At 58.3% G+C, this 23,082-nt stretch carries 21 protein-coding genes; 11 read left to right on the top strand and 10 right to left on the bottom strand.

Going from position 1 to position 23,082, the window contains the following annotated elements:
• Positions 1-359: 359 nt before the first annotated feature.
• Complete coding sequence (locus AO068_RS17480; RefSeq protein WP_002552324.1) at positions 360-1,226, bottom strand: MurR/RpiR family transcriptional regulator; 867 nt, start codon at positions 1,224-1,226, stop codon at positions 360-362.
• A 219-nt stretch (positions 1,227-1,445) separates the two neighbouring features.
• Between AO068_RS17480 and zwf the strand changes: the two genes are divergently transcribed.
• From zwf to AO068_RS17465, 3 genes are read left to right on the top strand one after another with little or no spacing between them, the layout of a single operon-like run.
• Positions 1,446-2,915, top strand: a complete 1,470-nt coding sequence (zwf, locus tag AO068_RS17475) for a glucose-6-phosphate dehydrogenase (RefSeq protein WP_004656035.1) — start codon at positions 1,446-1,448, stop codon at positions 2,913-2,915.
• Positions 2,902-3,615, top strand: coding sequence for a 6-phosphogluconolactonase (pgl, locus tag AO068_RS17470; protein ID WP_044319951.1), 714 nt, complete (start codon positions 2,902-2,904; stop codon positions 3,613-3,615). Before zwf ends, pgl begins: the two co-directional genes overlap by 14 nt.
• Positions 3,616-3,632: 17 nt before the next feature.
• Positions 3,633-4,307, top strand: coding sequence for a bifunctional 4-hydroxy-2-oxoglutarate aldolase/2-dehydro-3-deoxy-phosphogluconate aldolase (locus AO068_RS17465; protein ID WP_002552327.1), 675 nt, complete (start codon positions 3,633-3,635; stop codon positions 4,305-4,307).
• 127 nt (positions 4,308-4,434) lie between these two features.
• On the opposite strand, the gene AO068_RS17460 is transcribed toward AO068_RS17465, so the two are convergent.
• A complete protein-coding gene (locus AO068_RS17460; protein WP_003341842.1) occupies positions 4,435-4,674 on the bottom strand; it encodes a DUF3820 family protein in 240 nt (79 codons plus the stop codon).
• A gap of 218 nt (positions 4,675-4,892) precedes the next feature.
• Here AO068_RS17460 and AO068_RS17455 point away from each other — a divergent pair, with 218 nt between their 5' ends.
• Positions 4,893-5,372 carry a PA2169 family four-helix-bundle protein gene (locus AO068_RS17455; RefSeq protein ID WP_058401690.1) on the top strand — a complete coding sequence of 160 codons (480 nt, stop codon included), beginning with the start codon at positions 4,893-4,895 and terminating at the stop codon, positions 5,370-5,372.
• A 68-nt stretch (positions 5,373-5,440) separates the two neighbouring features.
• On the opposite strand, the gene AO068_RS17450 is transcribed toward AO068_RS17455, so the two are convergent.
• The 5 genes from AO068_RS17450 to AO068_RS17430 all read right to left on the bottom strand — a co-directional run bounded on the left by AO068_RS17450 (position 5,441) and on the right by AO068_RS17430 (position 13,488).
• Complete coding sequence (locus AO068_RS17450) at positions 5,441-6,970, bottom strand: sensor domain-containing diguanylate cyclase (RefSeq protein ID WP_058408984.1); 1,530 nt, start codon at positions 6,968-6,970, stop codon at positions 5,441-5,443.
• Positions 6,971-7,178: 208 nt separating this feature from the next.
• Positions 7,179-8,543: a heavy metal sensor histidine kinase gene (locus AO068_RS17445; RefSeq protein WP_080394947.1), complete on the bottom strand. Its 1,365-nt coding sequence runs from the start codon at positions 8,541-8,543 to the stop codon at positions 7,179-7,181.
• The gene (locus AO068_RS17440; protein WP_002552331.1) at positions 8,533-9,210 is read right to left on the bottom strand and encodes a heavy metal response regulator transcription factor; all 678 of its coding nucleotides are present in this window, start codon (positions 9,208-9,210) and stop codon (positions 8,533-8,535) included. Before AO068_RS17440 ends, AO068_RS17445 begins: the two co-directional genes overlap by 11 nt.
• Before the next feature lie 10 nt (positions 9,211-9,220).
• On the bottom strand, positions 9,221-12,325 hold the full coding sequence (locus AO068_RS17435) for a multidrug efflux RND transporter permease subunit (RefSeq protein ID WP_058401693.1): 3,105 nt from the start codon (positions 12,323-12,325) through the stop codon (positions 9,221-9,223).
• Positions 12,322-13,488 (bottom strand): efflux RND transporter periplasmic adaptor subunit, encoded by a 1,167-nt coding sequence (locus AO068_RS17430; protein ID WP_058408982.1) that lies wholly within the window; start codon positions 13,486-13,488, stop codon positions 12,322-12,324. Before AO068_RS17430 ends, AO068_RS17435 begins: the two co-directional genes overlap by 4 nt.
• A 293-nt stretch (positions 13,489-13,781) precedes the next feature.
• Between AO068_RS17430 and AO068_RS17425 the strand changes: the two genes are divergently transcribed.
• The 7 genes from AO068_RS17425 (at position 13,782) to AO068_RS17395 (ending at position 20,648) form a co-directional block, all read left to right on the top strand.
• Positions 13,782-14,159, top strand: coding sequence for a hypothetical protein (locus tag AO068_RS17425; protein WP_058401695.1), 378 nt, complete (start codon positions 13,782-13,784; stop codon positions 14,157-14,159).
• Between the two features lie 306 nt (positions 14,160-14,465).
• Positions 14,466-15,050: a fimbrial protein gene (locus tag AO068_RS17420; RefSeq protein WP_058401696.1), complete on the top strand. Its 585-nt coding sequence runs from the start codon at positions 14,466-14,468 to the stop codon at positions 15,048-15,050.
• Positions 15,051-15,112: 62 nt separating this feature from the next.
• Positions 15,113-15,874 carry a fimbrial biogenesis chaperone gene (locus tag AO068_RS17415; RefSeq protein WP_058408988.1) on the top strand — a complete coding sequence of 254 codons (762 nt, stop codon included), beginning with the start codon at positions 15,113-15,115 and terminating at the stop codon, positions 15,872-15,874.
• Between the two features lie 202 nt (positions 15,875-16,076).
• Positions 16,077-18,548 (top strand): fimbria/pilus outer membrane usher protein, encoded by a 2,472-nt coding sequence (locus tag AO068_RS17410; protein WP_058408987.1) that lies wholly within the window; start codon positions 16,077-16,079, stop codon positions 18,546-18,548.
• On the top strand, positions 18,545-19,330 hold the full coding sequence (locus AO068_RS17405) for a fimbrial biogenesis chaperone (protein ID WP_058408981.1): 786 nt from the start codon (positions 18,545-18,547) through the stop codon (positions 19,328-19,330). The genes AO068_RS17410 and AO068_RS17405 overlap by 4 nt, the downstream gene beginning before the upstream one ends.
• Position 19,331: 1 nt before the next feature.
• A complete protein-coding gene (locus tag AO068_RS17400; RefSeq protein WP_058408980.1) occupies positions 19,332-20,330 on the top strand; it encodes a fimbrial protein in 999 nt (332 codons plus the stop codon).
• 93 nt (positions 20,331-20,423) lie between these two features.
• Positions 20,424-20,648 carry a hypothetical protein gene (locus AO068_RS17395; RefSeq protein WP_002552338.1) on the top strand — a complete coding sequence of 75 codons (225 nt, stop codon included), beginning with the start codon at positions 20,424-20,426 and terminating at the stop codon, positions 20,646-20,648.
• Between the two features lie 18 nt (positions 20,649-20,666).
• Here AO068_RS17395 and AO068_RS17390 read toward each other — a convergent pair whose 3' ends face one another.
• The 3 genes from AO068_RS17390 to AO068_RS17380 form a co-directional block, all read right to left on the bottom strand.
• Positions 20,667-21,422, bottom strand: coding sequence for a YkgJ family cysteine cluster protein (locus AO068_RS17390; protein WP_058408979.1), 756 nt, complete (start codon positions 21,420-21,422; stop codon positions 20,667-20,669).
• A 116-nt stretch (positions 21,423-21,538) separates the two neighbouring features.
• A complete protein-coding gene (locus tag AO068_RS17385; RefSeq protein ID WP_058408978.1) occupies positions 21,539-22,000 on the bottom strand; it encodes a GNAT family N-acetyltransferase in 462 nt (153 codons plus the stop codon).
• 65 nt (positions 22,001-22,065) lie between these two features.
• Positions 22,066-22,962 carry a chemotaxis protein gene (locus tag AO068_RS17380; protein ID WP_058401701.1) on the bottom strand — a complete coding sequence of 299 codons (897 nt, stop codon included), beginning with the start codon at positions 22,960-22,962 and terminating at the stop codon, positions 22,066-22,068.
• Between the last annotated feature and the right edge of the window lie 120 nt (positions 22,963-23,082).

The raw sequence follows: 23,082 nt of genomic DNA, 5'->3' as shown, positions 1-23,082 counted from the left end.
TTTGGTTACTTTGGCCCCATCAAAGTAACTCGCCGAGGGGCGAAAAGGTGACTCAAGTCGAGCCGAAATCTCGCTGAATCGCAGAACTGTGTGACGCAGAGCGTCACGAAAGGCATTACCACGCGGAGCGTGGGAACGAGAATCTGNTGGGAACGAGAATCTGAGTCGAACGCCAATTCACCTGAAGTCACAGAACCGCTGTGTGACGCAGAGCGTCACGATAGGCATTACCACGCGGAGCGTGGGAACGAGAATCTGAGCCGAACACCAATTCACCTGAAGTCACAGAACCGCTGTGTGACGCAGAGCGTCACGAAAGGCATTACTACGCAGGATGAACGATAGTCAACGACACCCAGTCAGCCCTGATCCTCGATCGGATAGCGGCTGTCATTCAGGCTTTCCTTGATCTTGCGCAGGTGCGGCTGGAAGTCGACGCCGCGGCGCAGGGTCATGCCGGTGGCCAGCACATCAAGAACGGTGAGCTGGATGATCCGCGAGGTCATCGGCATGTAGATGTCGGTGTCTTCCGGCAGGGGAATGTTCAGGCTCACAGTGCTGGCCTGCGCCAGTGGCGAGCCAGCTGCCGTCAGGCCCAGCACCGAAGCGCCATTTGCACGGGCAATGCGGGCCACTTCCACCAGCTCGCGCGTGCGCCCGGTGTAGGAAATGATCACGAACAATTCACCGGTATGGGCCACCGACGCAATCATTCGTTGCATCAGCACATCGGCATGCGCCGTGACCGCCAGGTTGAAACGGAAGAATTTGTGCTGCGCATCAAGCGCCACCGGCGCCGAGGCACCCAACCCGAAAAAGTGGATCTGCCGTGCCTGGATCAGCATGTCCACGGACTTGCTGATCAGCGCCGGGTCCAGTTGCTGGCAGGCGCTGTCGAGCGAAGCAATGGCGCTACCGAAAATCTTCTGGGTATAGGCCTCGGGATTGTCGTCGGCTTCCACAGCGCGGCTGACATAGGCTGCGCCGCTTGCCAGGCTCTGGGCCAGTTGCAGTTTGAGCTCCGGATAACCGCTGACGCTGAACGAACGGCAGAAGCGGTTAACCGTCGGTTCGCTGACCTTGGCGGCCTGGGCAAGCGCTGCAATGCTCAGCCGCGTTGCCATCTGCGGGTTGAGCAGGATCACTTCGGCCACCTTGCGCTCGGCCTTGTTCAACTCATCGAGTCGGCCCTGGATTTGCTCCAGGAGGTTTCTTACGCGGTCCATTCAAAGTCCTTGTCGGGGGCTGATTCACCAACGGTTTTGGCCTGAGCTTTTTTTAGCTCTTTAGCCTGTAGCAAAGGTGGCCTATCGTACTGAGGGCCTGTGTTGATCACCACTGGAATATGCTTTTAGGCAGAATGTTGTGGTTATTACTACATATGGCCTTGAGTAACGCCTTTAAAAAAGGTATTTGTAGCCTAACTTGATAAAAGAACCAACATTATGCCCTTGATTACGGTTGAACCGTGCACATTTGCCCTGTTTGGTGCCTTGGGGGACCTGGCGGTACGCAAGCTGTTCCCGGCTCTTTATCAGCTTGATCGCGCTGGACTGCTGCACGAAGACACAAAAATTCTTGCCCTGGCGCGTGAACCCGGCGACGAACAGTCGCATCTGGCGTATATCGAAAAATCCATGCGCCGCTTCATTCCCGAGGCCGAACTCGAGCCCGACAACCTGGGCCGGTTTCTGGCGCGCCTCAGCTACCTGCATGTCGACTTCCTCAAGGCTGAGGACTACGTCGCGCTTGCCGAACGCGTCGGCACTGCGGAAACCCTGATCGCCTATTTCGCCACCCCGGCCTCGGTCTACGGCGCAATCTGCGAGAACCTCGCTTCGGTCAATCTGGCCGAGCGAACTCGCGCCGTGCTGGAAAAGCCCATTGGCCACGACCTGGCTTCTTCGCGCCGGGTTAACGACGCAGTGGCGCAGTTCTTCCCGGAAAACCGCGTCTATCGTATCGACCACTATCTGGGCAAGGACACGGTACAGAACCTTATTGCCCTGCGTTTCGCCAACAGCCTGTTCGAAACCCAGTGGAACCAGAACCATATTTCTCATGTGGAAATCACGGTTGCCGAGAAGGTCGGCATCGAGGGCCGTTGGGGCTACTTCGATCAGGCCGGTCAATTGCGCGACATGATTCAGAACCACTTGCTGCAACTGCTCTGCCTGATCGCCATGGACCCGCCCAGTGACCTGTCGGCCGACAGTATTCGTGACGAGAAGGTCAAGGTGCTCAAGGCGCTGGCACCGTTCACGCCCGAGCGTCTGGCGACCCAGGTGGTGCGTGGGCAGTACACCGCTGGCTACAGCGAAGGCAAGGCGGTGCCGGGTTATCTGGAAGAAGAGAACTCCAACACCCAGAGCGATACTGAAACCTTCGTCGCGTTGCGTGCCGATATCCGCAACTGGCGCTGGTCGGGTACGCCGTTTTATCTGCGTACCGGCAAGCGCATGCCGCAGAAAATGTCGCAGATCGTGATCCATTTCAAAGAGCCGCCGCACTACATCTTCGCGCCGGAACAGCGTTTGCAGATCAGCAACCGCCTGATCATCCGCCTGCAGCCCGACGAAGGCATTTCCTTGCAGGTGATGACCAAGGACCAGGGGCTGGACAAAGGCATGCAGCTGCGCAGCGGGCCCTTGCAACTGAATTTTTCCGACACCTACCGCAGCGCTCGTGTCCCCGACGCTTATGAGCGGTTGTTGCTGGAAGTCATGCGTGGCAATCAGAACCTGTTTGTCCGCAAAGATGAAATCGAGTACGCCTGGCAATGGTGTGATCAGTTGATCGCTGGCTGGAAGAAGGCGGGCGATGCGCCCAAGCCTTATCCTGCCGGAACCTGGGGGCCAATGAGCTCCATTGCCCTGATTACTCGTGACGGGAGATCCTGGTATGGCGATATGTGACCTTGAGCTGCCAGCAGGGCTGGTAGCACGTGATTTCGACACACCGCAGCAACTGGCTGATGCGCTGGCTGCCAACGTCGCCGAGCGCCTGAAGCAGGCAATTGGCGAAAACGGTCTGGCGACCCTGGTGGTGTCCGGTGGTCGCAGTCCGGTGGCCTTTTTCAAGAGCCTGGCCGTGCAGCCGCTGGACTGGTCGAAAGTAGTCATCAGCCTGGCTGACGAGCGTTTTGTGCCGACCGAGCATGCCGACAGCAATGCGGGCCTGCTGCAGCGCCACTTGCTGCAGGGGCCTGTGGCGAAGGCGAAGTTTCTGGGGCTGTACAGCGTTGCGGGCAGTGTCGAGGAGGCAGCGCTCGCTGCCGATCAGGCCTTGGCCGAGCTGCCACCGATTGATGTACTGATTCTGGGCATGGGCGACGACGGGCATACCGCGTCGCTGTTCCCCGATAGCCCGAACCTGAAAGAAGCCCTCGATCTGCAAGGCGAGCGCCGCTGCCTGCCGATGCTCGCACCGAGCGTGCCGCATCAGCGCCTGACCCTGACCCGCCGCCTGTTGGCGTCGGCACGTTCGCCGATCCTGTCGGTGTCCGGCCAGGCCAAACTCGACACCCTGCGCACCGCGCTGGCGGGCGATGACCTCGCCGAGATGCCGGTGCGTGCGTTTCTCAACCCGTCTCTCGAGATTTACTGGTGCCCATAAGCAAAGGAAACGTCGCCATGACACAGAACGAAAATAATCAGCCGCTCATCAGCATGGCGAACAAGATTGCCCAGATTGACGAACTCTGCGCCAAGGCAAAGATTCTGCCGGTCATCACCATTGCTCGTGACCAGGATGTGCTGCCTCTGGCCGATGCGCTGGCCGCTGGCGGCATGACTGCACTGGAAGTTACGCTGCGCTCGGCGTTCGGTCTGAGCGCCATCCGTATTCTGCGTGAACAGCGTCCGGAACTGTGTGTGGGTGCCGGCACCATTCTGGACCGCAAGATGCTGGCAGATGCCGAAGCGGCAGGTTCGCAGTTCATTGTGACCCCTGGCAGCACGCAAGACCTGCTGCAAGCCGCAGTCGACAGCCCGTTGCCCCTTTTGCCGGGCGTCAGCAGTGCCTCGGAAATCATGATCGGTTATGCCATGGGCTATCGCCGTTTCAAGCTGTTTCCGGCCGAGATCAGCGGCGGTGTGGCGGCGATCAAGGCCTTGGGCGGACCTTTCAATGAGGTGCGTTTCTGCCCGACTGGCGGCGTCAACGAGCAGAACCTGAAGAGCTACATGGCCTTGCCCAACGTCATGTGCGTGGGCGGGACCTGGATGATTGATAACGCCTGGGTCAAGAATGGCGACTGGGGCCGCATTCAGGAAGCCACTGCGCAGGCAATGGCGTTGTTTGACTGATTTTCAGGATTTCGGAGTCAGCCCCTTTGCGGCTGATTCCGACAAGGAAGTTGTTGTTGGTTGTATGGCTTTGCGGTGCTCCCTGGTCCGGAGCACCGTTTTTTTCTCCCCCGGGCCGCCTCTTTGTTTATCCCTTGTCCTTGAACGACTGACGTGGGCGCGTGCGCAGCGGGTCCAATAGCGCGCCAAGGCCGTTGTGATCGATTTCCTGCATCAATGCCAGCAAACCTCCCAGTTCACCTTTCGGAAAGCCTTCGCGCGCGAACCAGTTCAGATAATGACCTGGCAAGTCGGCGATCAGACGGCCTTTGTATTTGCCGAATGGCATTTCCTGCGTCACCAGCAGCTTGAGTTTTTCCGGATTCATCCGCGATACGCCTGTATTTCTCTCTCGGCCAGTACGATACGTGCATTCTGCATGCAGGCCAAACGACAGATCATGCAGAAGTCACGAACAGCCAATTGTGAAAATTTCGTAAGATATTGATTTTAATAAATTATTTTCATATCAGAAACTGGCACGGTGTCTGCAATTACCTATACATCGAACACTTTCGTATCAACCTGCCATTAGGAAATTATCAAATGACTGATATCAACAAAGAAACGATCTCTATCCTGAATGACCTGATCGAAACCAGCAAAGATGGTGAAGAAGGTTTCCGTACCAGCGCAGAACACGCAAAAAGCGCCCAGGTAAAATCGTTCCTTGCCAACCGCTCTACTGAAGTGGCTGCGGCTGTTCGTGAACTGCAAGCTGAAGTGACCGCACTGGGTGGCAAGCCTGAAGACTCGTCCAGCGTGTCTGGCGCACTGCACCGCGCATGGGTCAACCTGAAGTCGATGGTGACTTCGGATGACGACAAGGCTGTACTGGAAGAAGTCGAAAAAGGCGAAGACGTTGCCAAGAAGGCTTATCGCGAAGCGCTGGAAAAAGCCCGTGCCAAGAACGTTGCCCCTAACGTTATTGCGCTGATTGAAAAGCAGCAGGCTGGCGTTCTGGCCAACCACGACAAAGTAAAAGCACTGCGTGACGCAGCACGTGCAGCCCACGCCGCATCGTAATTCGATGTTGCAGCGGTAACTAAAAACGCCAGCCAGTCTGGCGTTTTTTTATGCCCGTCGGCAGCTCATCAAACCTGGTCGGTCATCTCTCTGGTAACCGAACTGCGATGCTCTACGCGGTTACGACCCTTGTGTTTGGCCTGATAAAGCGCCTTGTCGGCTATTCCAAAAAACGCCTCCAGCTTGTCTCCCTGACGCACGATCTCTGAAACAACACCGATACTCACGGTGATGGGCTGCTGTGCTCCCGGAAACGGCGGCAGTGATTCAGCCGCCCTGCGGATCTGTTCGGCAATCATCATGGCTCCCGGCAAGTCGGTTTCCGGCAGCACAACCACAAACTCCTCGCCGCCATAACGTGCAACCCGGTCGCCGGGTCGGCGGATATTGAAGGAGATGGTTTGTGCAATCAGGCGCAGTGCTTCGTCCCCGCCCTGATGACCATGACGCTCGTTGAATGCCTTGAAATGGTCTACGTCGATCATCAGCAAGGACAGCTGTTTGCCTGAGCGTTGTGCCCGCGCCCATTCGGTTTCCATGGCTTCGTCAAGTTGGCGACGATTGTCGAGCCCGGTCAAACCGTCCGTCGCAGCCAGGCTGGCCAGTGCATCTTCAGCGCGATGGCGTCGTCGCAACTCACGACACAGCAGCCATGTCAGCCACAGGATTCCGAGACACAGTACGCTGGTAGCGGAACCGACCAGCCATGCATTGCGCCGCCATACCGCATACACCTCGTCCTCGGACTGACCGATGACGACAACCAGCGGCAGATTGCCGACCCGGGAAAACGTATACAGCCGACGAGCGTTCAACTGCGTCGACATGGCAGCAAAGCTGCCATCTCCTTCTTGAAGAATGCGCTGAAAGTTGGGGCTGTGGCTGTAGTCCTTGCCGATCAGGTCTTCGCCCTCCAGATCGGGGTAGCGGACGATCAGGATGCCTGCGGTATTGATCAGGTTGATACTGCTGCCGACACCCAGATTCTGGCTCATGAACAAGTGTTTGAAATACACCAGCCGCATTGCCGCACTTACAATGCCGTTGAACTCTCCGTTGGGGCCTGACATGCGACGGCTGAAACTGATGCACCAGTCCTTGTAACCCCAACGACTTTTGTACGGCGCACTGACGTGCAGACCCAGCGAAGGGTCCGCCTTGTGGTCTTTGAAATAGGAGCGGTCGGAGAAGTTGTCGTTTCGAGGGATGACGGACAGTGAGTCAGCCAGTATGGCGCCCTTGTTATCGAGCATTACCAGATCGCCTTTGAAAGACGCTGCAGTGGCGCGATCAAACAGGACAAGTTGTCGCAGTTCGGGTGACAGGTCCTGAAGGTCCGGACGCTGCCATGCGCTGATCATGCCTTGCAGGGACGAGTCGTAAAGTTCTGCGTTATGCATGACGTCGGCATCAATCAATTGCACGATATTGGCCGCCGCACGCGCGGCAGTCTGCGCTGCGTCGTCACGCTCCCGGGCCAGTAAAGACGCCACAATCCCCAGTATGGCGAACATTGACAGTGAGCTGCCAAAGATCAGCATGAGTTCCGGTCGGGTCCATTTGAGCCGGTCTTGCCGAGATGACGCAAACAACATCATTGGTTGTTCTACCTGCAGACGAATGAATCTTGATAAATGGTTAAGACAGTTATCATTATTTTTATGATTTTAATGCTGGGTGTATAGCACGCTCCTTATAGCCTCATATGAATGGAATGTGAATAAAGCAAGTGTATTTAAAATGATGCGAACAGACGCACACGGGCGACTGTAAAAAACAGGGGGAGTAATTTATTTCTTGAAGGGATCAGCGGGGCAGCTGTATGCCGAACGTATTGACACCCTTGTCGCTGTTCACGAACACGGTGCCGCCGTGCATCAATGCAATGGCCTTGACGATGGCCAGCCCAAGGCCATGATTGGCGCCGCTGTTGCTGCGTGAGGCATCGACCCGATAAAAGCGCTCGAACAGCCTGGGCAAATGTTCCGGGGCTATCTGCATGCCAGGATTGGTCACGCCGATACTCACATGGGCATCGCGCGACTCGATAGTTACCTCGATGACCTGACCGGCGTCGGTGTGTTGCACGGCATTGTGCAGCAGGTTGATCAAGGCGCGGCGCAAGTGGGGCTTTTCAATCGGTGCGCTGGCGTCGCCTTGAACCCGGACTTGCACGTGGGCATCTTCCAGAATGAAATCCAGGTAATCCAGCGTGGTGGCGACTTCGTCTGCCAGTGACGCGCAGGTCTGTGCTTTGACCTTGGTGCCTTGATCCGCGCTGGCCAGAAACAGCATGTCGTTGATAATCGAGCGCAAACGCTCCAGCTCTTCGAGGTTTGATTGCAACACCTCGAAATAATGCTCGGCAGAGCGGCCGCGGGTCAGCGCCACCTGGGTCTGGCCGATCAGGTTGGTCAGCGGTGAACGAAGCTCGTGCGCCACATCGGCATTGAACGACTCGAGCCTAGAGTAGGCCTGCTCGACCCGTTCCAGCGTGGAGTTGAACGAAGCGACGAACTGTTCAAGCTCCGGTGGCAGCGGCGAAATCTGCAAGCGCCCGGACAGCCTTGGCGGGGCGAGCTTCTGGACCTCCTGCGAGAGACTGGTCAACGGACGCAGGCCGATGCGCGCGACCCAGTAACCAAGCGCCGAAGCCAGCAAAATACCCAGCGTGGCCAGGCTGATCAGCGCGACCAGCAGCGAGTGTTGGGTATGCCAGAATGTCTCGGTATCGATGGCGGTCAGAAAACGCAGCGCCGGGCGCTGTTCCTTGGCCGGGAATTCGCTGACCAGCACCTTGAATGCGAACGGGTGATCGGCCAGTTTCAGGTCATGCATACCCGGTGCGCCTTGCGCGAAACGACGAATGTTCGCGTCCGGGTTGCCGAATTCGTACAGCGGGTTGTCGCTCACTACCCAGAAACGCAAGCGCTTGTCTTCCTCGCTGAGCAACTCCAGTTTTGCCTTGATCTTGCCCCAGTGCTCCGGGTTGCCGAAACGTCCGACGGCCGATTCCAGCACACTGTAGCGCGCATCGACTTCGGCACGCGGCAACAGGTCCAGGCTTTTGTCGACCTGCAGGTACAAGGCCCAGCCGATCAGCAGGAACACCACCAGTGCCACCAGCGCGAACAGCCCGCTGAGGCGCAGGGCAATCGAATCAACCCGCACTGCGATTCTCCAGCACATAGCCCATGCCACGAATGGTGTGCAGCAGTTTATGTTCGTGAGGACCGTCCAGCTTGGCCCGCAAGCGTTTGATCGCGACTTCGACCACATTGGTATCACTGTCGAAGTTGATGTCCCAGACCATCTCGGCGATTGATGTCTTGGAGAGGATGTCGCCCTGACGTCTGGCCAGCACGCTGAGCAGCGAAAACTCCTTGGCGGTCAGGTCCAGACGCATTCCGGCGCGGGTCGCCTTGCGGCTGATCAGGTCTATCCACAGGTCGGCGATAGTGATTTGCACCGGTTCATGGCCACCGCTGCGGCGGGTCAGCGCCTGGAGACGGGCGACCAGTTCCAGAAAGGAAAACGGTTTGCCGAGATAGTCATCGGCGCCTTCGCGCAGGCCGCGAATGCGGTCGTCGACCTGCTCGCGCGCGGTCAGCATGATCACGGGCGTCTGTTTGCGCGCACGCAGCGCACGCAACACACCAAAACCATCCAGGCCCGGCAGCATCACGTCGAGAATGATGATCGCGTGGTCGTTCTCCAGCGCCAGGTGCAGACCTTCGATGCCATCGCGCGCCACGTCGACGGCGTAGCCCTGTTCGGTCAGGCCGCGACGCAGGTAGTCTGCGGTTTTCTCTTCGTCTTCGATAATCAGCACGCGCATCGGGTGACTCTCACTTGTGAAGGGCCAGCGCGGGTGCGGCGGGCGCCGGGTGGCGTTTATGAAACAGCCGCTCCAGTTGCAGGTAAATGACCGGCGTAGTGAACAGGGTCAGCATCTGGCTCACCAGCAGGCCACCGACCACTGCGATACCCAGCGGTTGACGCAGTTCGGCACCGACCCCGAAACCCAGCATCAGCGGCAGTGCGCCGAGCAGGGCGGCAAGGGTGGTCATGATAATCGGTCGGAAACGGGTAATGCAGGCCTCATAAATGGCCTCCTGCGGCGACAGGCCCTGCTCACGCTGCGCTTGCAGGGCAAAGTCCACGAGCAGAATGCCGTTCTTCTTGACGATGCCGATCAGCAGCACGATGCCGATCAGGGCCATGATCGAGAAGTCCTGCCCCATCATCCATAGCAGCAACAGCGCGCCGATACCTGCCGAGGGCAGGGTGGAGATAATGGTCAGCGGGTGCACGAAACTTTCATAAAGCACACCCAGAATGATGTACACCGCCACCAGCGCGGCGAGAATCAGCCACGGCTGGTTGGCCAGCGAACTCTGGAATGCCTGCGCCGCACCCTGAAAACTGCCGATGATCGAGGCGGGCATGCCGATGTCTTTCTTGGCCTGATCGAGCATGCTTACCGCGTCGCCCAGTGCGACCCCGGACGCCAGGTTGAATGACAGGTTGGCAGCCGGGAACATACCGTCGTGGCTGATCGACAGCGGGCCCATGCGCGGCGCACTGACTTTGGCCAGTGCCGACAGCGGCACCATTTCATTGGTCAGCGGTGAGCGCAGGTAGAAGTAAGCCAGGCTTTCGGCCTTGCCACGCTGCTGGGCATCCAGTTCGAGGATCACCTTGTACTGGTTTACCTCGGTCTGGTACTCGCTGATCTGCCGCTGGCCGAACGCATCGTACAGCGCCTGATCGACGTCGGCGGTGGTCAGGCCGAATCGCGCGGCAGCACTGCGATCAATATCGATATGGGTGACGCTGCCGCCCAGTTGCAAGTCGTTGGACATATCGCGAAACGCCGGATTGCTGCGCAGCTTTTCAGTCAGCCGTTGCGTCCAGGTGTTGAGCAATTCGCCGTCGTTGCTCTTGAGCACGTACTGATACTGACTGCGGCTCGGCCCGGAACTGAGGTTGATGTCCTGTCCGGCACGCAGATACAGAACGATGCCGGGGACTTTCGCCAGTTTGGGGCGCAGGCGGTCGATGAACTCACTGACCGACACATCGCGTTCGGAGCGCGGCTTGAGCGAGATCCAGAAGCGGCCGTTGGCGATGGTCTGGTTGCTGCCTGACACACCGACTGAATGCGAGAACGCCAGCACTGCCGGGTCTGCGCCGACGATTTTTGCCAATTGCAGGTGTTTTTCCACCATGTCCGGGTAGGAAATGTCGGCAGCGGCCTCGGTAGTGCCAAGTGCAAAAGCGGTGTCCTGAACCGGAAAGAAGCCCTTGGGTATGAGGATGTAGCCGACTACCGCCAGCGCCAGAGTCAGGCCGAACACGCCGAGCATCAGTCGCTGATGGGCCAGCGCCTTGCGCAAGCCTCGCTCGTAGGAGGCCAGCAAACGTTCACCGAAGCCCGGCTTCTGATGCGGGTTGTGCGTGGGGGCGCGCATGAACAATGCCGCCAGGGTCGGCGCCAGGGTCAGGGAGACGACCACCGAAATCAGAATGGTTGCAGTGGCGGTCAGGGCGAATTCCTTGAACAGCCTCCCGACCACGCCGCCCATGAACAACAGCGGAATGAACGCGGCCACAAGCGAGAAGCTGATCGACACCACGGTAAAGCCGATTTCCCCCGCGCCCTTTATGGCGGCCTCGCGCATGCCTTGTCCGGCTTCAAGGTGGCGATGGATGTTCTCCACCACCACGATGGCGTCGTCCACCACGAACCCTACCGCGACCACGATGGCTACCAGTGTCAGGTTGTTCAGGCTGAAGCCGAACAGGTACATCATCGCAAAGCTGGCGATCAGCGATACCCCGAGCACCGCGCTGACGATCAGCGTGGCCGACAGCTGGCGCAGAAACAGCGCCATGACCGCCACCACCAGCAGCACTGCGATCATCAGGGTCAGTTCCACTTCGTGCAACGAGGCGCGAATGGTGCGGGTCCGGTCGTTGAGTACCGAGACGTCAACGGTGGCCGGGAGCATTTCCTGTAACCGTGGCAGCTCACGCTGGATGCGGTCCACGGTGTCGACAATGTTGGCGCCCGGCTGACGAAAAATAGCAATGTTGACGCCTTGCTGGTCGCCGGACCAGGCCTTGACGTAGGCGTTTTCCGAACCCGCGACCACCCGCGCCACATCCTTGAGCTGGACGGGAGCACCGTTCTTGTAGGAAACGATCAGTTGCGCGTAGTCCTGCGGCTTGAATAACTGATCGTTGGACGACAGTGTCGAGATGCTGTCCTTGCCGTACAAGGCACCTTTGGCCAAGTTGAGGCTGGTCTGTTGCACCGCCAGGCGAATGTCGGCCAGGGTCAGCCCCAGCGCGGCCAGTTTTTCGGGGGCAGCCTGCACACGAATCGCTGGCCTTTGCTGGCCGGTGATGAACACCTGGCCCACGCCTTCGATCTGGCTGAGCTGGCGCGCCAGGATGGTTTCGGTGACATCGCTCAGCTCCGTGCCGGGCATCAGGCTGGAACTGACACTCAGGATCAGCACCGGGCTGTCAGCCGGGTTGACCTTGCGCCAGGTCGGCAGGCTCGGCATGTCGGCTGGCAGACGCCCCGCCGCAGTGTTGATGGCGGCCTGGACTTCCTGGGCGGCAGTGTCGATGCTTTTGTTGAGGGTGAATTGCAGCGTCAGGTTGGTGGACCCCAGCGCGCTGCTGGAGGTCATCTGGGTCATGCCGGGGATCGCGCTGAACTGCACTTCCAGCGGTGTGGCAACCGAAGACGCCATGGTTTCCGGGCTGGCACCGGGCAACTGCGCGGTAACCTGAATGGTCGGGAACTCCGCTTCCGGCAACGGCGCAATCGGCAGTCGTGGAAAGGCAATGACCCCCAGCAGTACCAGCGCGAAGGTCAATAACAAGGTGGCCACCGGGTGGTCGATGCACCACGCCGATACCGAGCCTCGGCCACTCATCGTGCGTGCTCCACTTGCGCGCTCGCGACATCCGGGGCGGGTGCGCTGACCACTTCGACAGTTGCCCCAGGCCGCAGTCGCGACTGGCCGTCGCTGACCAGCACATCTCCGGCATTTGGACCGCTGATCAACGTCTGCTCGCTGTCCTGATAAAGCACCTTGACCGGTACGACTTCCACTTTTTTATCAGCAGTGAGTCGATAGACGAAGTGCTGATCGATGCCGCGCTGCACTACTTGTGGCGGTACTTTGAGCGAGTTGAATTCGACACCGGTCTGGATCTTCACCGTGACCAGTTGCCCAGGCCAGAGTTGTTCGCCGGGGTTTTTGAATTGAGCCTTGGCGCGGATCGTGCCGGTGGTTGCCGAAACCTGATTGTCGATCAGCGAAAGCGTGCCTTCACCCAAAAGCAGTCCGTTGGCCGCGCCGTCGCCCTGATACGCCTTGACGGTCGCAGCGCTACGCTCGGCAATCAGCCCCTGCAGGGTCGGTAACATCTGCTGAGGCAGAGAGAATTCCACCGCAATCGGGTCGATCTGTGTCACCGAAAACAGCCCGGTAGCATCGCTGACGCGCAGGAAGTTGCCTTCATCGACATTGCGGATGCCGACCCTGCCCGCAACCGGCGAGCGAATCTGGGTGTAGGAGAGCTGCACCTGTGAGGCGTTGATGCTTGCTTCGTTGCCTTTCGCCGTGGCTTCGAGTTGCCTGACCAGTGCCTGCTGCTGATCGAATGTCTGACGCGAAATACCGTTGTCCTGAGTGAGCTGGCGATAGCGTTTCAGGTCCAGTTGCGCGACATCAAGCTGCGCCTTGCTCTGCGCCAGCTGGGCGCGTGCCTGCTCAAGCGAGGCGCGGATCGAGCGGTCATCCAGCGTCGCCAGCAACTCGCCGGCCTTGACCTGTTGACCTTCCTTGACCAGCACGCGCGTCAGTACGCCATCTACCTGAGGACGGATCACCACACTTTGCAGCGACAGCACCGAGCCGATCCCGGTGACGAAACGTGGTACGTCCTCAATGCTGACCGTGATCACCTTGACAGGCACCGCAGTCACGGAGCTTTTCGGGAGTGTGGCAGGGCGTGTCAGTTTCCATCCGGCAATGGCCACGCAGGCTATCAGCAGGACTACAGCGGTGACGGTCAGGGTCTTTCTGCGCATATGAAGAAAACGCCAAATGTCGGTACGGGAGTAATATTTTTTTACGGCTTCCTTATAGCCTGCAAACCCGGTCAGCAGAATGACTTTTAGCTGTCAGGTTTGTCAGAAAGCCTCCACTGCGCATGGCGTGCAGTCAAGAAAATCCGCTAACGGACGATATCTATGTTGAAGAGCTATTTGTCCAGATGTTTATAAAGTCCTAAGAGTTTTCCTACATTTTCCTAGGTCGGCTTCTGGCAGCTAATTCTCCCATCAACTTAACTCACTGTATGAGCCTATGAGTGGAGAACGCCATGAACAGTAAAAAATCGACCTGGAAAGTTATGTTGAAATGTTTGTTTCTTCGCCAGGGTTTGGGGGCCGTCATGGTGTCGGTTCCCTTGCTGGCTGCGCCTGCTTTTTCATGGGCAAAGGACGGCGCATTGACGTTGCATGGCAGTATCGTCAACAGCAGTTGCGTGATTTCCGACATTAATGTGAATGCGCCTGTTGCTCATGCGCGCATTCTGCAAGTTGCACCGGGCATCAATATGCAGGTGAGCACCGAACACAATGCATGTGGTGATCAATTCGTGCCGTTTGTCGCGCACTATCAGGTACTTCCGGTCGCCGAGACCGACGGCGAGGCCCTGCAGGCCCGCGCTGGAGTCATCACGTTGAGCTATCAATAAATACAGATCTGTACTATTTTTTCGACCGGACTGTCACCCACGTTTAAGTGACGGTCCAGTATCCAGTCAGCCCTTTCAAAACTGAAATCGCCGCGGTTTAAAACATCGGCGCCCCACTGTGTAACAGCCTTAATTAGCCTACTTGCGCAAGACGCCTGGTATTCCTACAGACCTGTCCTGCGTGTCGTGTTGTGTTGTCTGCGGGTTAAAAGTTATCCAGCTGACAGCATCGAAATAGACCTGGATCTATAGTGCTCACCGTCCGATAGCGGGCACACACGACATAACACAAGGAAGGTCGTTAGCATGAAAAAGCTCTCTCTTACATTGGCAGTTCTGGGCGTAATGGGCGTTGGTATGGCGGGTACCGCCAGTGCGGCGAACAACGGAAAAATGGTCTTCAACGGCACCCTGACCAATATCTCCTGCGATGTGGGACCGGGCACGGGCGTCAGTGCGGGCACCAACCCTGGCGAAATCAATGTCGACCTGGGTAACGTCTCCTTCTCTGATATTGGTGTATCGAGTGAAAGTCGATTCGAAACGGCTACGCCTATTCAACTGCTGGTCAACTGTAGCGCGGGCGCAGATCAATACAGCATGGTCAAGATGCGCCTTACTGCCCGTAACGGCAGCGGTCTGGACAATAACGATGCCAAACTTCTGCGCACTACCGGCGCGGCAGATGGCGTCGGTATCGGCCTGCTCAATGCCTCAAGCGTTCTGATGGATCTGAGCGGTGCTGAAACCGTCGACACCACGCTCATCAAGGATGGTGCCAGCGGTGCGACTGCTGAAATCAATTTTGGCGCGGTCTATGTGCTCAACGGCACGCCGACCAATCCGGGTAATGCCGACGGCTTCCTGCCGTTCGTGATGGATTACGAGTAACCGTGTCGGACAGGGCGGGCACGCTCGCCTTGTCCCTTATCGAATTCAAGGCGAACGCCAGTATGTTTCCTGATTTTTTTCGCTACACGATGCTGGTTGCGACAGTGTGCTGTGCGTCCTCTGTTCAGGCGGGCATCGTATTGAATACGACGCGCGTTATTTATCAGGGTAATGAAAAAGAGGTCAGCCTGGGTGTTCACAACAGTGGCGGGGGAGAGATTCTCCTGCAGTCCTGGCTTGAATCTCCGACAGTGGCGACCAACAAGACTGACAACAACGACACCCCAGCCTATTTGCCTTTTATCGTTACGCCTGCGCTGACGCGCATGGCCGGAGGTGGCAAGCAACTGTTGCGCATCATTCATTCCGGTGCAGACATGCCCACTGATCGTGAATCGGTGTTATGGCTCAATGTGCAGGAAATCCCCCAGACCGCCGCAGAGAACACGCTGCAGATTGCGATACGTCAGCGCATAAAAGTGTTCTTCCGGCCGGACGGTTTGCAGGGCGATCCGCAGCAGGCACCTGAACAACTGAACTGGCAATCAATCGATAACGCGGGTGTGCAGGTGGAAAATCCGGGGCCCTATCACGTGTCCATGCTGAGGATTTCCATACGCCAACACGATAGTGAGCTTGCCCGTCTCGACAGTCAGATGCTTGCCCCCCATCAGCGCTTGCGTATCCCGTTGCTGCACACCCCGGGAAGTGCACCGTTGCTGGTGAGTTTCGTCAGTATCAATGACTACGGCGGGCAAGTGCCTTATCAAGTGACACTGGCCGATAAAGAACCGGGTCATGCCCGCAAGGCCTTGCCTCGATAACCTGCCGCCTCACACGTCAGCGTTCACTTTTCAAACCGTTGGGCCTGCGTGACAAACCGGCCCGGCAGACCTGCGTCTGTGTAAAGGATTGCGCGGCGCGCGCGACAGCCGAAGTAGAGTGAAGACCGCTATGGAATGGCGCAAAAAAGATCACAAGGGAGTCATTGCACAGTTCGCTCTGCCTCACCCACGACACTGTCCGCTGGGTATCGGCCTGGGGTTGACGTTGATGTTTTCGCTCAGCGCGTTCGCAGCCCCGCCCGGCGGTACTCGGGCTGACGGGACAGTCAAATTCAATACGGCGTTTATCCAGGGAAGCGATCAGCCGCCTGACCTCCAGGAGTTTCTGCGTACCAACAGCGTACTGCCCGGCACTTATCGGGTTGATATTTACGTCAATCGCAAACTGAGCGGCAGGCGAGATATCACTTTTTCAAAAAATAGAGTGTCAGGCCTGATTGAACCCTGTCTGTCGCTTGAAATGCTGCAGAGCTTCGGTCTGGACCTGAGTCGCCTGCCTTCAGATGAAGGCGCTGCTCAGGGCTGTTTCGATTTGCCTGCGCGTGTCGAGTTTGCGCGTGTCGACTATCAGCCCGGTGCGTTGCGACTCGCTATCAGTGTGCCGCAAGCCGTTATGTCGCGGGGCGCGCGCGGTTATGTTTCACCGGAGCTTTGGGACCAGGGTGAGACGGCAGGTTTTATCAATTACAACGCCAATGGCAGCAGGCGCCGTAACAAGGGGCTGGAAACGGACCAGTATTATCTCGGGATGCGCAATGGCCTGAACCTCGGGGCATGGCGATTGCGCAATGAGTCCTCGCTGGTCGGCGGCAGTGATCGGCCCTGGCGTTATCGCAGCAATCGTACTTTCGCGCAGCGTGATATCACTTTCCTGAAAAGCCAGTTTACGGTGGGGGAGACCTTCAGCGATTCGCAAGTTTTCGACAGTGTTCGCTTCAAGGGCGCTGCACTGGCTTCTGACGATGGCATGTTGTCCGACAGCGAGCGCGCTTATGCCCCGGTCATCCGCGGGATTGCCGAGACCAACGCCACGGTGGAAGTTCGTCAGAACGGTTTTCTGTTGTACAGCGGCAGCGTTTCACCCGGGCCTTTCGAAATTGCCGATATCTACCCCAGCGGTTCCAATGGTGATTTGTCGGTGTCGGTCATTGAGGCCGACGGGCGCATACGGACTTTTACCGAGGCCTACGCATCGCTGCCGATCATGATTCCTTCGGGATCCTTGCGTTACAGCCTGGCCGTCGGGCAGGTCGATAGCAACGACGATGTTCAGGCCTCTCCCGATTTTGCCAGCACGGCCCTGATTTATGGGCTTTCCGAGCGGATTACCGGGTTCGGTGGTCTGCAACTGGCCGAAGATTACCAGGCCGCGAATATAGGTGCCGGGATCAATACCGGGCTGGGCGCAGTGTCGCTGGATATCACCCGGTCAGTCAGTCAGGTGGCTCAACAGTCGCGCAGCGGCCAAAGCCTGCGGGTGCGTTATGCCAACACGCTGGACGTTACCGACACCACGCTGGCCGTGGCAGGTTACCGCTACTCCACTGAAGCGTACCGGACCCTGAGCCAGCACGTCAGCGATACCGACCCGCAGAGACATGCGCTGTCCGCTGGCCTGGCTCGGGATCGGCTTGAGCTAAGTGTTACCCAGATAGTGTCGAGCCACGCCGCATCGCTGAGTTTGACCGCTTCCGAGCAGCGCTACTGGAATCTGCCCGGCAAAACCCGGCAACTTTATCTGTCATATAACGCTGCCTGGCAGACCGTCAATTACAGCCTGTCCATTGAACGCAACGAGGACTTCGGGCGAAACGGTGAAGCGAGCACCGACAATCGTGTTGCCTTGAGCGTGACCCTGCCACTCGGATCGAGCCCTGGTTCGTCGCGACTGTCTTTCAATGCCGTGCGCGACAGCACCGGTGAGTACAACGCTCAGACCGGGCTCAACGGCCAGGTGCTGGGGGATCGTGATACGTTTTATTCGGTACAGGCCGGGCATGACAGCAGCTCCGGCAGTTTCGGTGCCGGGAAGATCAGTACCACCACCGGGTTCGGTCGCTTCGAGGCAGGTTATAGCCAGGGCCAGGACTACGATGCATTCAGCCTGTCTGCGGCGGGTTCGCTGGTGGCTCACCCCGGAGGTGTGAACCTAGGGCAGGCGCTGGGTGAAACCTTCGCCCTGGTTCAGGTTCCGGACGTCAGCGGGGCTCGGTTGAAGTCCTTCAGTAACGTCGAAACCGCAGGCAACGGCTATGCGGTTCTGCCCTATGCGCAGGCCTACCGGACCAATTGGGTCAGCCTGGATACCCGCCAGTTGGGTGCTGATGTCGACCTGGAAAATGCCATCACCCAGCTCGTACCGCGCCGGGGAGCGATACCGGTAGTGCGCTTCAAAGCCATTGTGGGCCGCCGCGTCCAGTTTGAACTGGTGCGCGCCGACGGCAGCAAGGTACCGCTGGGTGCCAGTGTCGAGGATGAACAGGGCAGGGCGCTGGCGGTGGTCGACCCTGGCAGTCAGGCGCTGGTGCTCAGTGAGCAGGATGTCGGCAGCTTGCGGGTTCGCTGGTCTGATCAAAGTTGTCAGGCAGCATTCTCGCTGCCGCCCAGAGATCCGGCCCGTGCCTACGAGCGAATCAGGGTGACATGCCAATGAGCGCGCTTGCTGATTCACGCCCGGCGGTGTTGGCGGCGCTGCTGCTGGCGGGCAGCGTTGGCGCACAAGGGGCGATTTCGCTGAGCGGAACACGACTGGTCTTTGATGGCCAGTATCACGAAGCCAGTATCGAGGTGCGCAATCGAGGTGATTCGGAGGCGCTTTTTCAGGCCTGGCTAAGTGATGCCCAGGATGACGACGACACTCCACTGGTTCGGCGTAGAACGCTGCCGTTCGTGGTCACGCCGCCGCTTTCACGTCTGCCGGGCGGCGGCAGGCAGGTCCTGCGCGTGTTGTATCAGGGTACAGGCATGCCGCAGGGGCGCGAGTCGCTGCTGCATTTGTATGTGCTTGAGGTGCCTCGACGGCAGGAAGGCACTCGTCAGTTGAATGTCGCCGTGCGTCAGCGCATCAATGTGTTTTACCGGCCCGTTGGTCTAGAGGGGGATCCGGCTGACACTGGCGCAAAGTTGCAGTGGACACTGACTCATGACGAGGCAGGCGTTTCCTTGCTGTCGGTCCGTAACCCAATGCCTTATCACGTGTCTCTGCAAGCGTTGCGCATTGACGCTGTTCAACTCAGCGCGTACCTGCTGCTGGCACCGGGTGCCCATTTTGAAATGGTTCTACCAGCGAACGTTCTGCCCTCCGCAACCCATCGTTTTTCATACAAGGCGCTGACCGACTATGGCGGTCAGCGTACTTATTGCACACCGCTCAAGGGGCAGGCGGCCTTTACGGCCCGCTTGCTGGAGCCCCATTCCTTTCAGGACGAATGCTGATATGAAACGACTGTCTGCCAGACGCTGGCTGCTATCCACTGTGGTGTTGCTGATGCTGAATCCGGCTTCCGTCTTCGCGTTGGTCTGTACCACTCAGGGGACGGGCGAAACCGAAATTCACGATGATCTGGGCAGCACGGTGGCGATCCCGGAGTCGATTCCCAACGGGGAAGTGGTGTGGCGTTCCGAGCCTGTGAATGTTCAGGTCGAATGTGCCAAGGACGGCTCGCAGTCTGTCGAGGAAGAGATTTTCATCTACCTGAACCCGGACAATCGTTTGATCGGTCAGGGTATCCGCGCTGGCATGACGCTTCAGGGCACCGATCATCTGCAAGGCAGCGGACGGGTCAGTACCGGGAGCTACTTGCCGGCCTGCCATGAAGGCGACAGCAATATCGAAAATTGTCCAAAGGTGCGCTTCAATCTGGCGTTTTCCGTATTTATCCAGAAGTTCGGCGCAACACCACCCTCTGGCGTGGCCAGTGATCTGCTGGATTACCGGTTTTTTCAACTGGGTGGTGCGACGGACTCAAGCCGGGTGCCGGGGCGCAGCCTCAGTTACGTGATCAACAACCTGCGGGGGCTGCGGTTCGTGGCCTGCGACGCCGACCTTCAAGTGCTCCCCGAAACCGTGGAGTTCGGCGACGTTGCCATACATCAGGTGACCATTGGCAAGGTAATCGCCACGCAGACATTTTCTTTGCTGACCAGTCGTGCGTGCGATTCGCCGTTCAGCATTGATGCGCGTTTCAGGCCGGTGACAGGCAATCTGTCCGGCGAACTGCTCGTTCCCTCCGGCAATGATTCGCTGGGGATTCGTATTGCCAGCGCTGTCAGTGGCCAGCCGTTACGTTACAACGAACCGTTCCATCTGGCAGAACTGCTGGGTGAAACCAACGCTGCCAGTGCTGACTTCAATGCGCAGTTGCTGTGGAATTCCAATACACCGACGCCGGGACCGTTCAATGCCGAGATCATGGTCGATCTGTTCTACAAATGACGGCGACAGGAGGCTCGGGCGGTTACGCGGCGATTGATGTATGCTGCGCGACCGCGGGCATGTGCCCGGCCAATTCGACTTTCTGGTGACACCATGACCACTCCTGAACAACCCCCTGTTCAAGACGCCGCAGCCGACTCCGTCGCAGACACTGAAAAGAAGGCTGTCATTGCGCCTTTCAGCTTTCCGTTCAAGCCTTCGGAGTTCGCCCAGGCCAAAAAGGAACCCGCATGGCATCAGAAAGCCAACAAGCATGGTCATCACAAGACCCCTGGCGTAGCCCCGGCGGGCACGCGCAGATCGATGGGCAAGCGCTGATCGCGTGAATAATCCTGTTCAGGCTGCCTGCAAGGGTATGAACAGGTAGGAAACCGGCTCCCGATCCGTAACGTCGGCACCCTCCTGTTGCAGGGTGTCCAGAACCTGCTGTCCCGCCACATGAAATTCCCAGTGCGAGCCATTGGGTTGCATATCCTGCGCACGGTTTGCGACCTCCGCGATGGCGGTCGCAAATGCGTTCATGTCCGGCAGATACGCGACGAAGCCGTTGCCCTTGAGGGCGGTGGTGCGTATGCCCAGTTGCTGACAGATCAACTGTTTGGTCTCTATCTCATCCCGATCGGCCTGACGGGACTGTTCGATCAGGTCCATCAACTGCGTATCAACCAGCCTGTCGCCAATGATCAGGTCTGGACCCTGCTCCCAGGACTCTGGCGGGCAGCCCTTGGTTTCGGGGCGTAATGGAATGTGCGGATTGATCTCCATCGGATAGATCCGGCACACCAGCGGCCTGCGCTCGTAAATGCGACACAGGTTTTTCTCGTCAAGATTCCGGCAACGCCCAACGTTGTAGGCCGCGAAGGTGATCGCCACGAAGGCTCTTGTGCTGCCGCTGTTCACCTGCGTCGAGCGCCGGCTGGCATGGGTCAGTTGGGCCTCGGAAACGCCATAGCCATTGCTCAGAAAAGCTTCGGTCAAGACAATCACGGTGCCGCCGTCTGCCGCCCATTGTGCGGCTTCGCCAAGCGTAAGAGGCACGTGGTGGTCGGTGCAGCAACCGCCGCAACCCACACAGGAAAACTTGGTGTCCATTGTCTCGATGACCCTTTCAGAGCTGCGCGCCGAGCGACAACAATTGGTCACTCTCCTGGCTGATACAGCTCAGGAAGCAAGTTGTGCGCCAGTCGCTGGTTGGGTCAACGGTCCCGTCAGGCTTCGGGAATATCGAAACGTTTCAGGTAGGACATCCCTGATTTCTCGTAAAGACGCCGTGCCTTGAGGTTGTTTTCCATGACGTGAAGATCGACCGCTGCTTCGCCGCATGTACTCAAATGGGCGAACAGGTGGTTGAGCAGAGCGGAGCCTATCCCGCTGTGTCGCACTTCGGGATGCACGACCAGGTCTTTGATGAATGCGCTGGTCCAGCAGACGATCACGCCCACCACTGTTTCGTCGAGCACGGCCAGAAAGCACCGCGACGTGTCGAATTCCGGGTCTTGTTCGAAGGCGGCTCGCCAGTGCGGATAATCCGGCACACTGCCTGCCGCGCTGGCATGACCCTGTGTCAGCAGGCGGTGAACCTCTGGAGCTTGCTCAAGGGTGAAAGGTCGCAGCAGGACACGCGGCGGCCAGATCGCAGCGGGTACGGGTAAGGCGAGAGTCCGACGCATCAGCCAGTAATGTCCGGCAGATGCGTCGGTAAGGTTCGGACGTTGCGTCGGTGCTCGCTCAGGGATCAGAGCCCTTGGGCGACCACCGTACGTGCGGCCTCGATCAGGCATTTGGTCAACTCGGGTGACGAGAACTTGGTCAGCACAGCGTTGGCCCCGGCGATCTGCGACTTCTCGCTGTTCATCGCGCTGTCGAGCGAGGTGTGCAAGAGGATATACAGATCGCTGAAGTCGGGCGTGTCGCGCAGAGTCCGGGTAAGCGCGTAGCCATCCATTTCCGACATCTCGATGTCGGACACCACCACGTTGATCTGCCGATCAGTACCTTGAAGATCCAGCAGAACGTCGATGGCTTCCTTGGCACTGCGCGCCGTGTGGCATTCGATGCCCAGATTGCGCAAGGTGATGATCGACTGCTGCAGGGCAACCTGGCTGTCATCGACGACCAGAATCCGCGCCTTGCCGAGCATTTCGGCATCCTCTTTGGCCAGCTCCGTCGACTGCACGACGATCTGCGCCGGAGCAATACCGTGAATCACTTTTTCGATATCCAGAACCTGTACCAGCACGCCATCGACCTGAGTGACCCCGGTGATGAACGATTTGCTGCTCGACCCGTAGGGTGGCGGACGGATATCGGTGGTCAGGCAGTGCACAATCTTGCTCACGGCCTGAACGTGCAGTCCCTGTTTGGAGCGGCTGACATCGGTAACGATCAGGCAGCCACCATCGGGATCGGCCAAAGGGCGCTCACCGATTGCACGACTCAGGTCAATGACCGACAGTGATGAGCCGCGCAACGTGGCGATACCTTTGACGTGCGGGTGCGATTCGGGAAGATGGGTCAGGGGAGGGCAGGGAATGATCTCACTGACCTTGAGCAGGTTGATCGCCATCAGCTTGCCGCTGCGCAACGTGAAGAGGAGCAGCGACAGTGAATCTGCTCGGACGTTATTGGACATATGAACCTTCTGGCTGTAGGTGTTTCGTCGCCTGGAAGCGGCAAACAACTTTCTATGACAGGTTATCGACCTGCGACAGGCAGGCTTGAGGATTTTTAACGGACGGCTGGCCGCGTCGCT

The organism is Pseudomonas sp. ICMP 3272 (assembly GCF_001466905.1).
Lineage (GTDB): Bacteria > Pseudomonadota > Gammaproteobacteria > Pseudomonadales > Pseudomonadaceae > Aquipseudomonas > Aquipseudomonas amygdali.
This window is presented reverse-complemented; position numbering and strand designations above follow the sequence as displayed.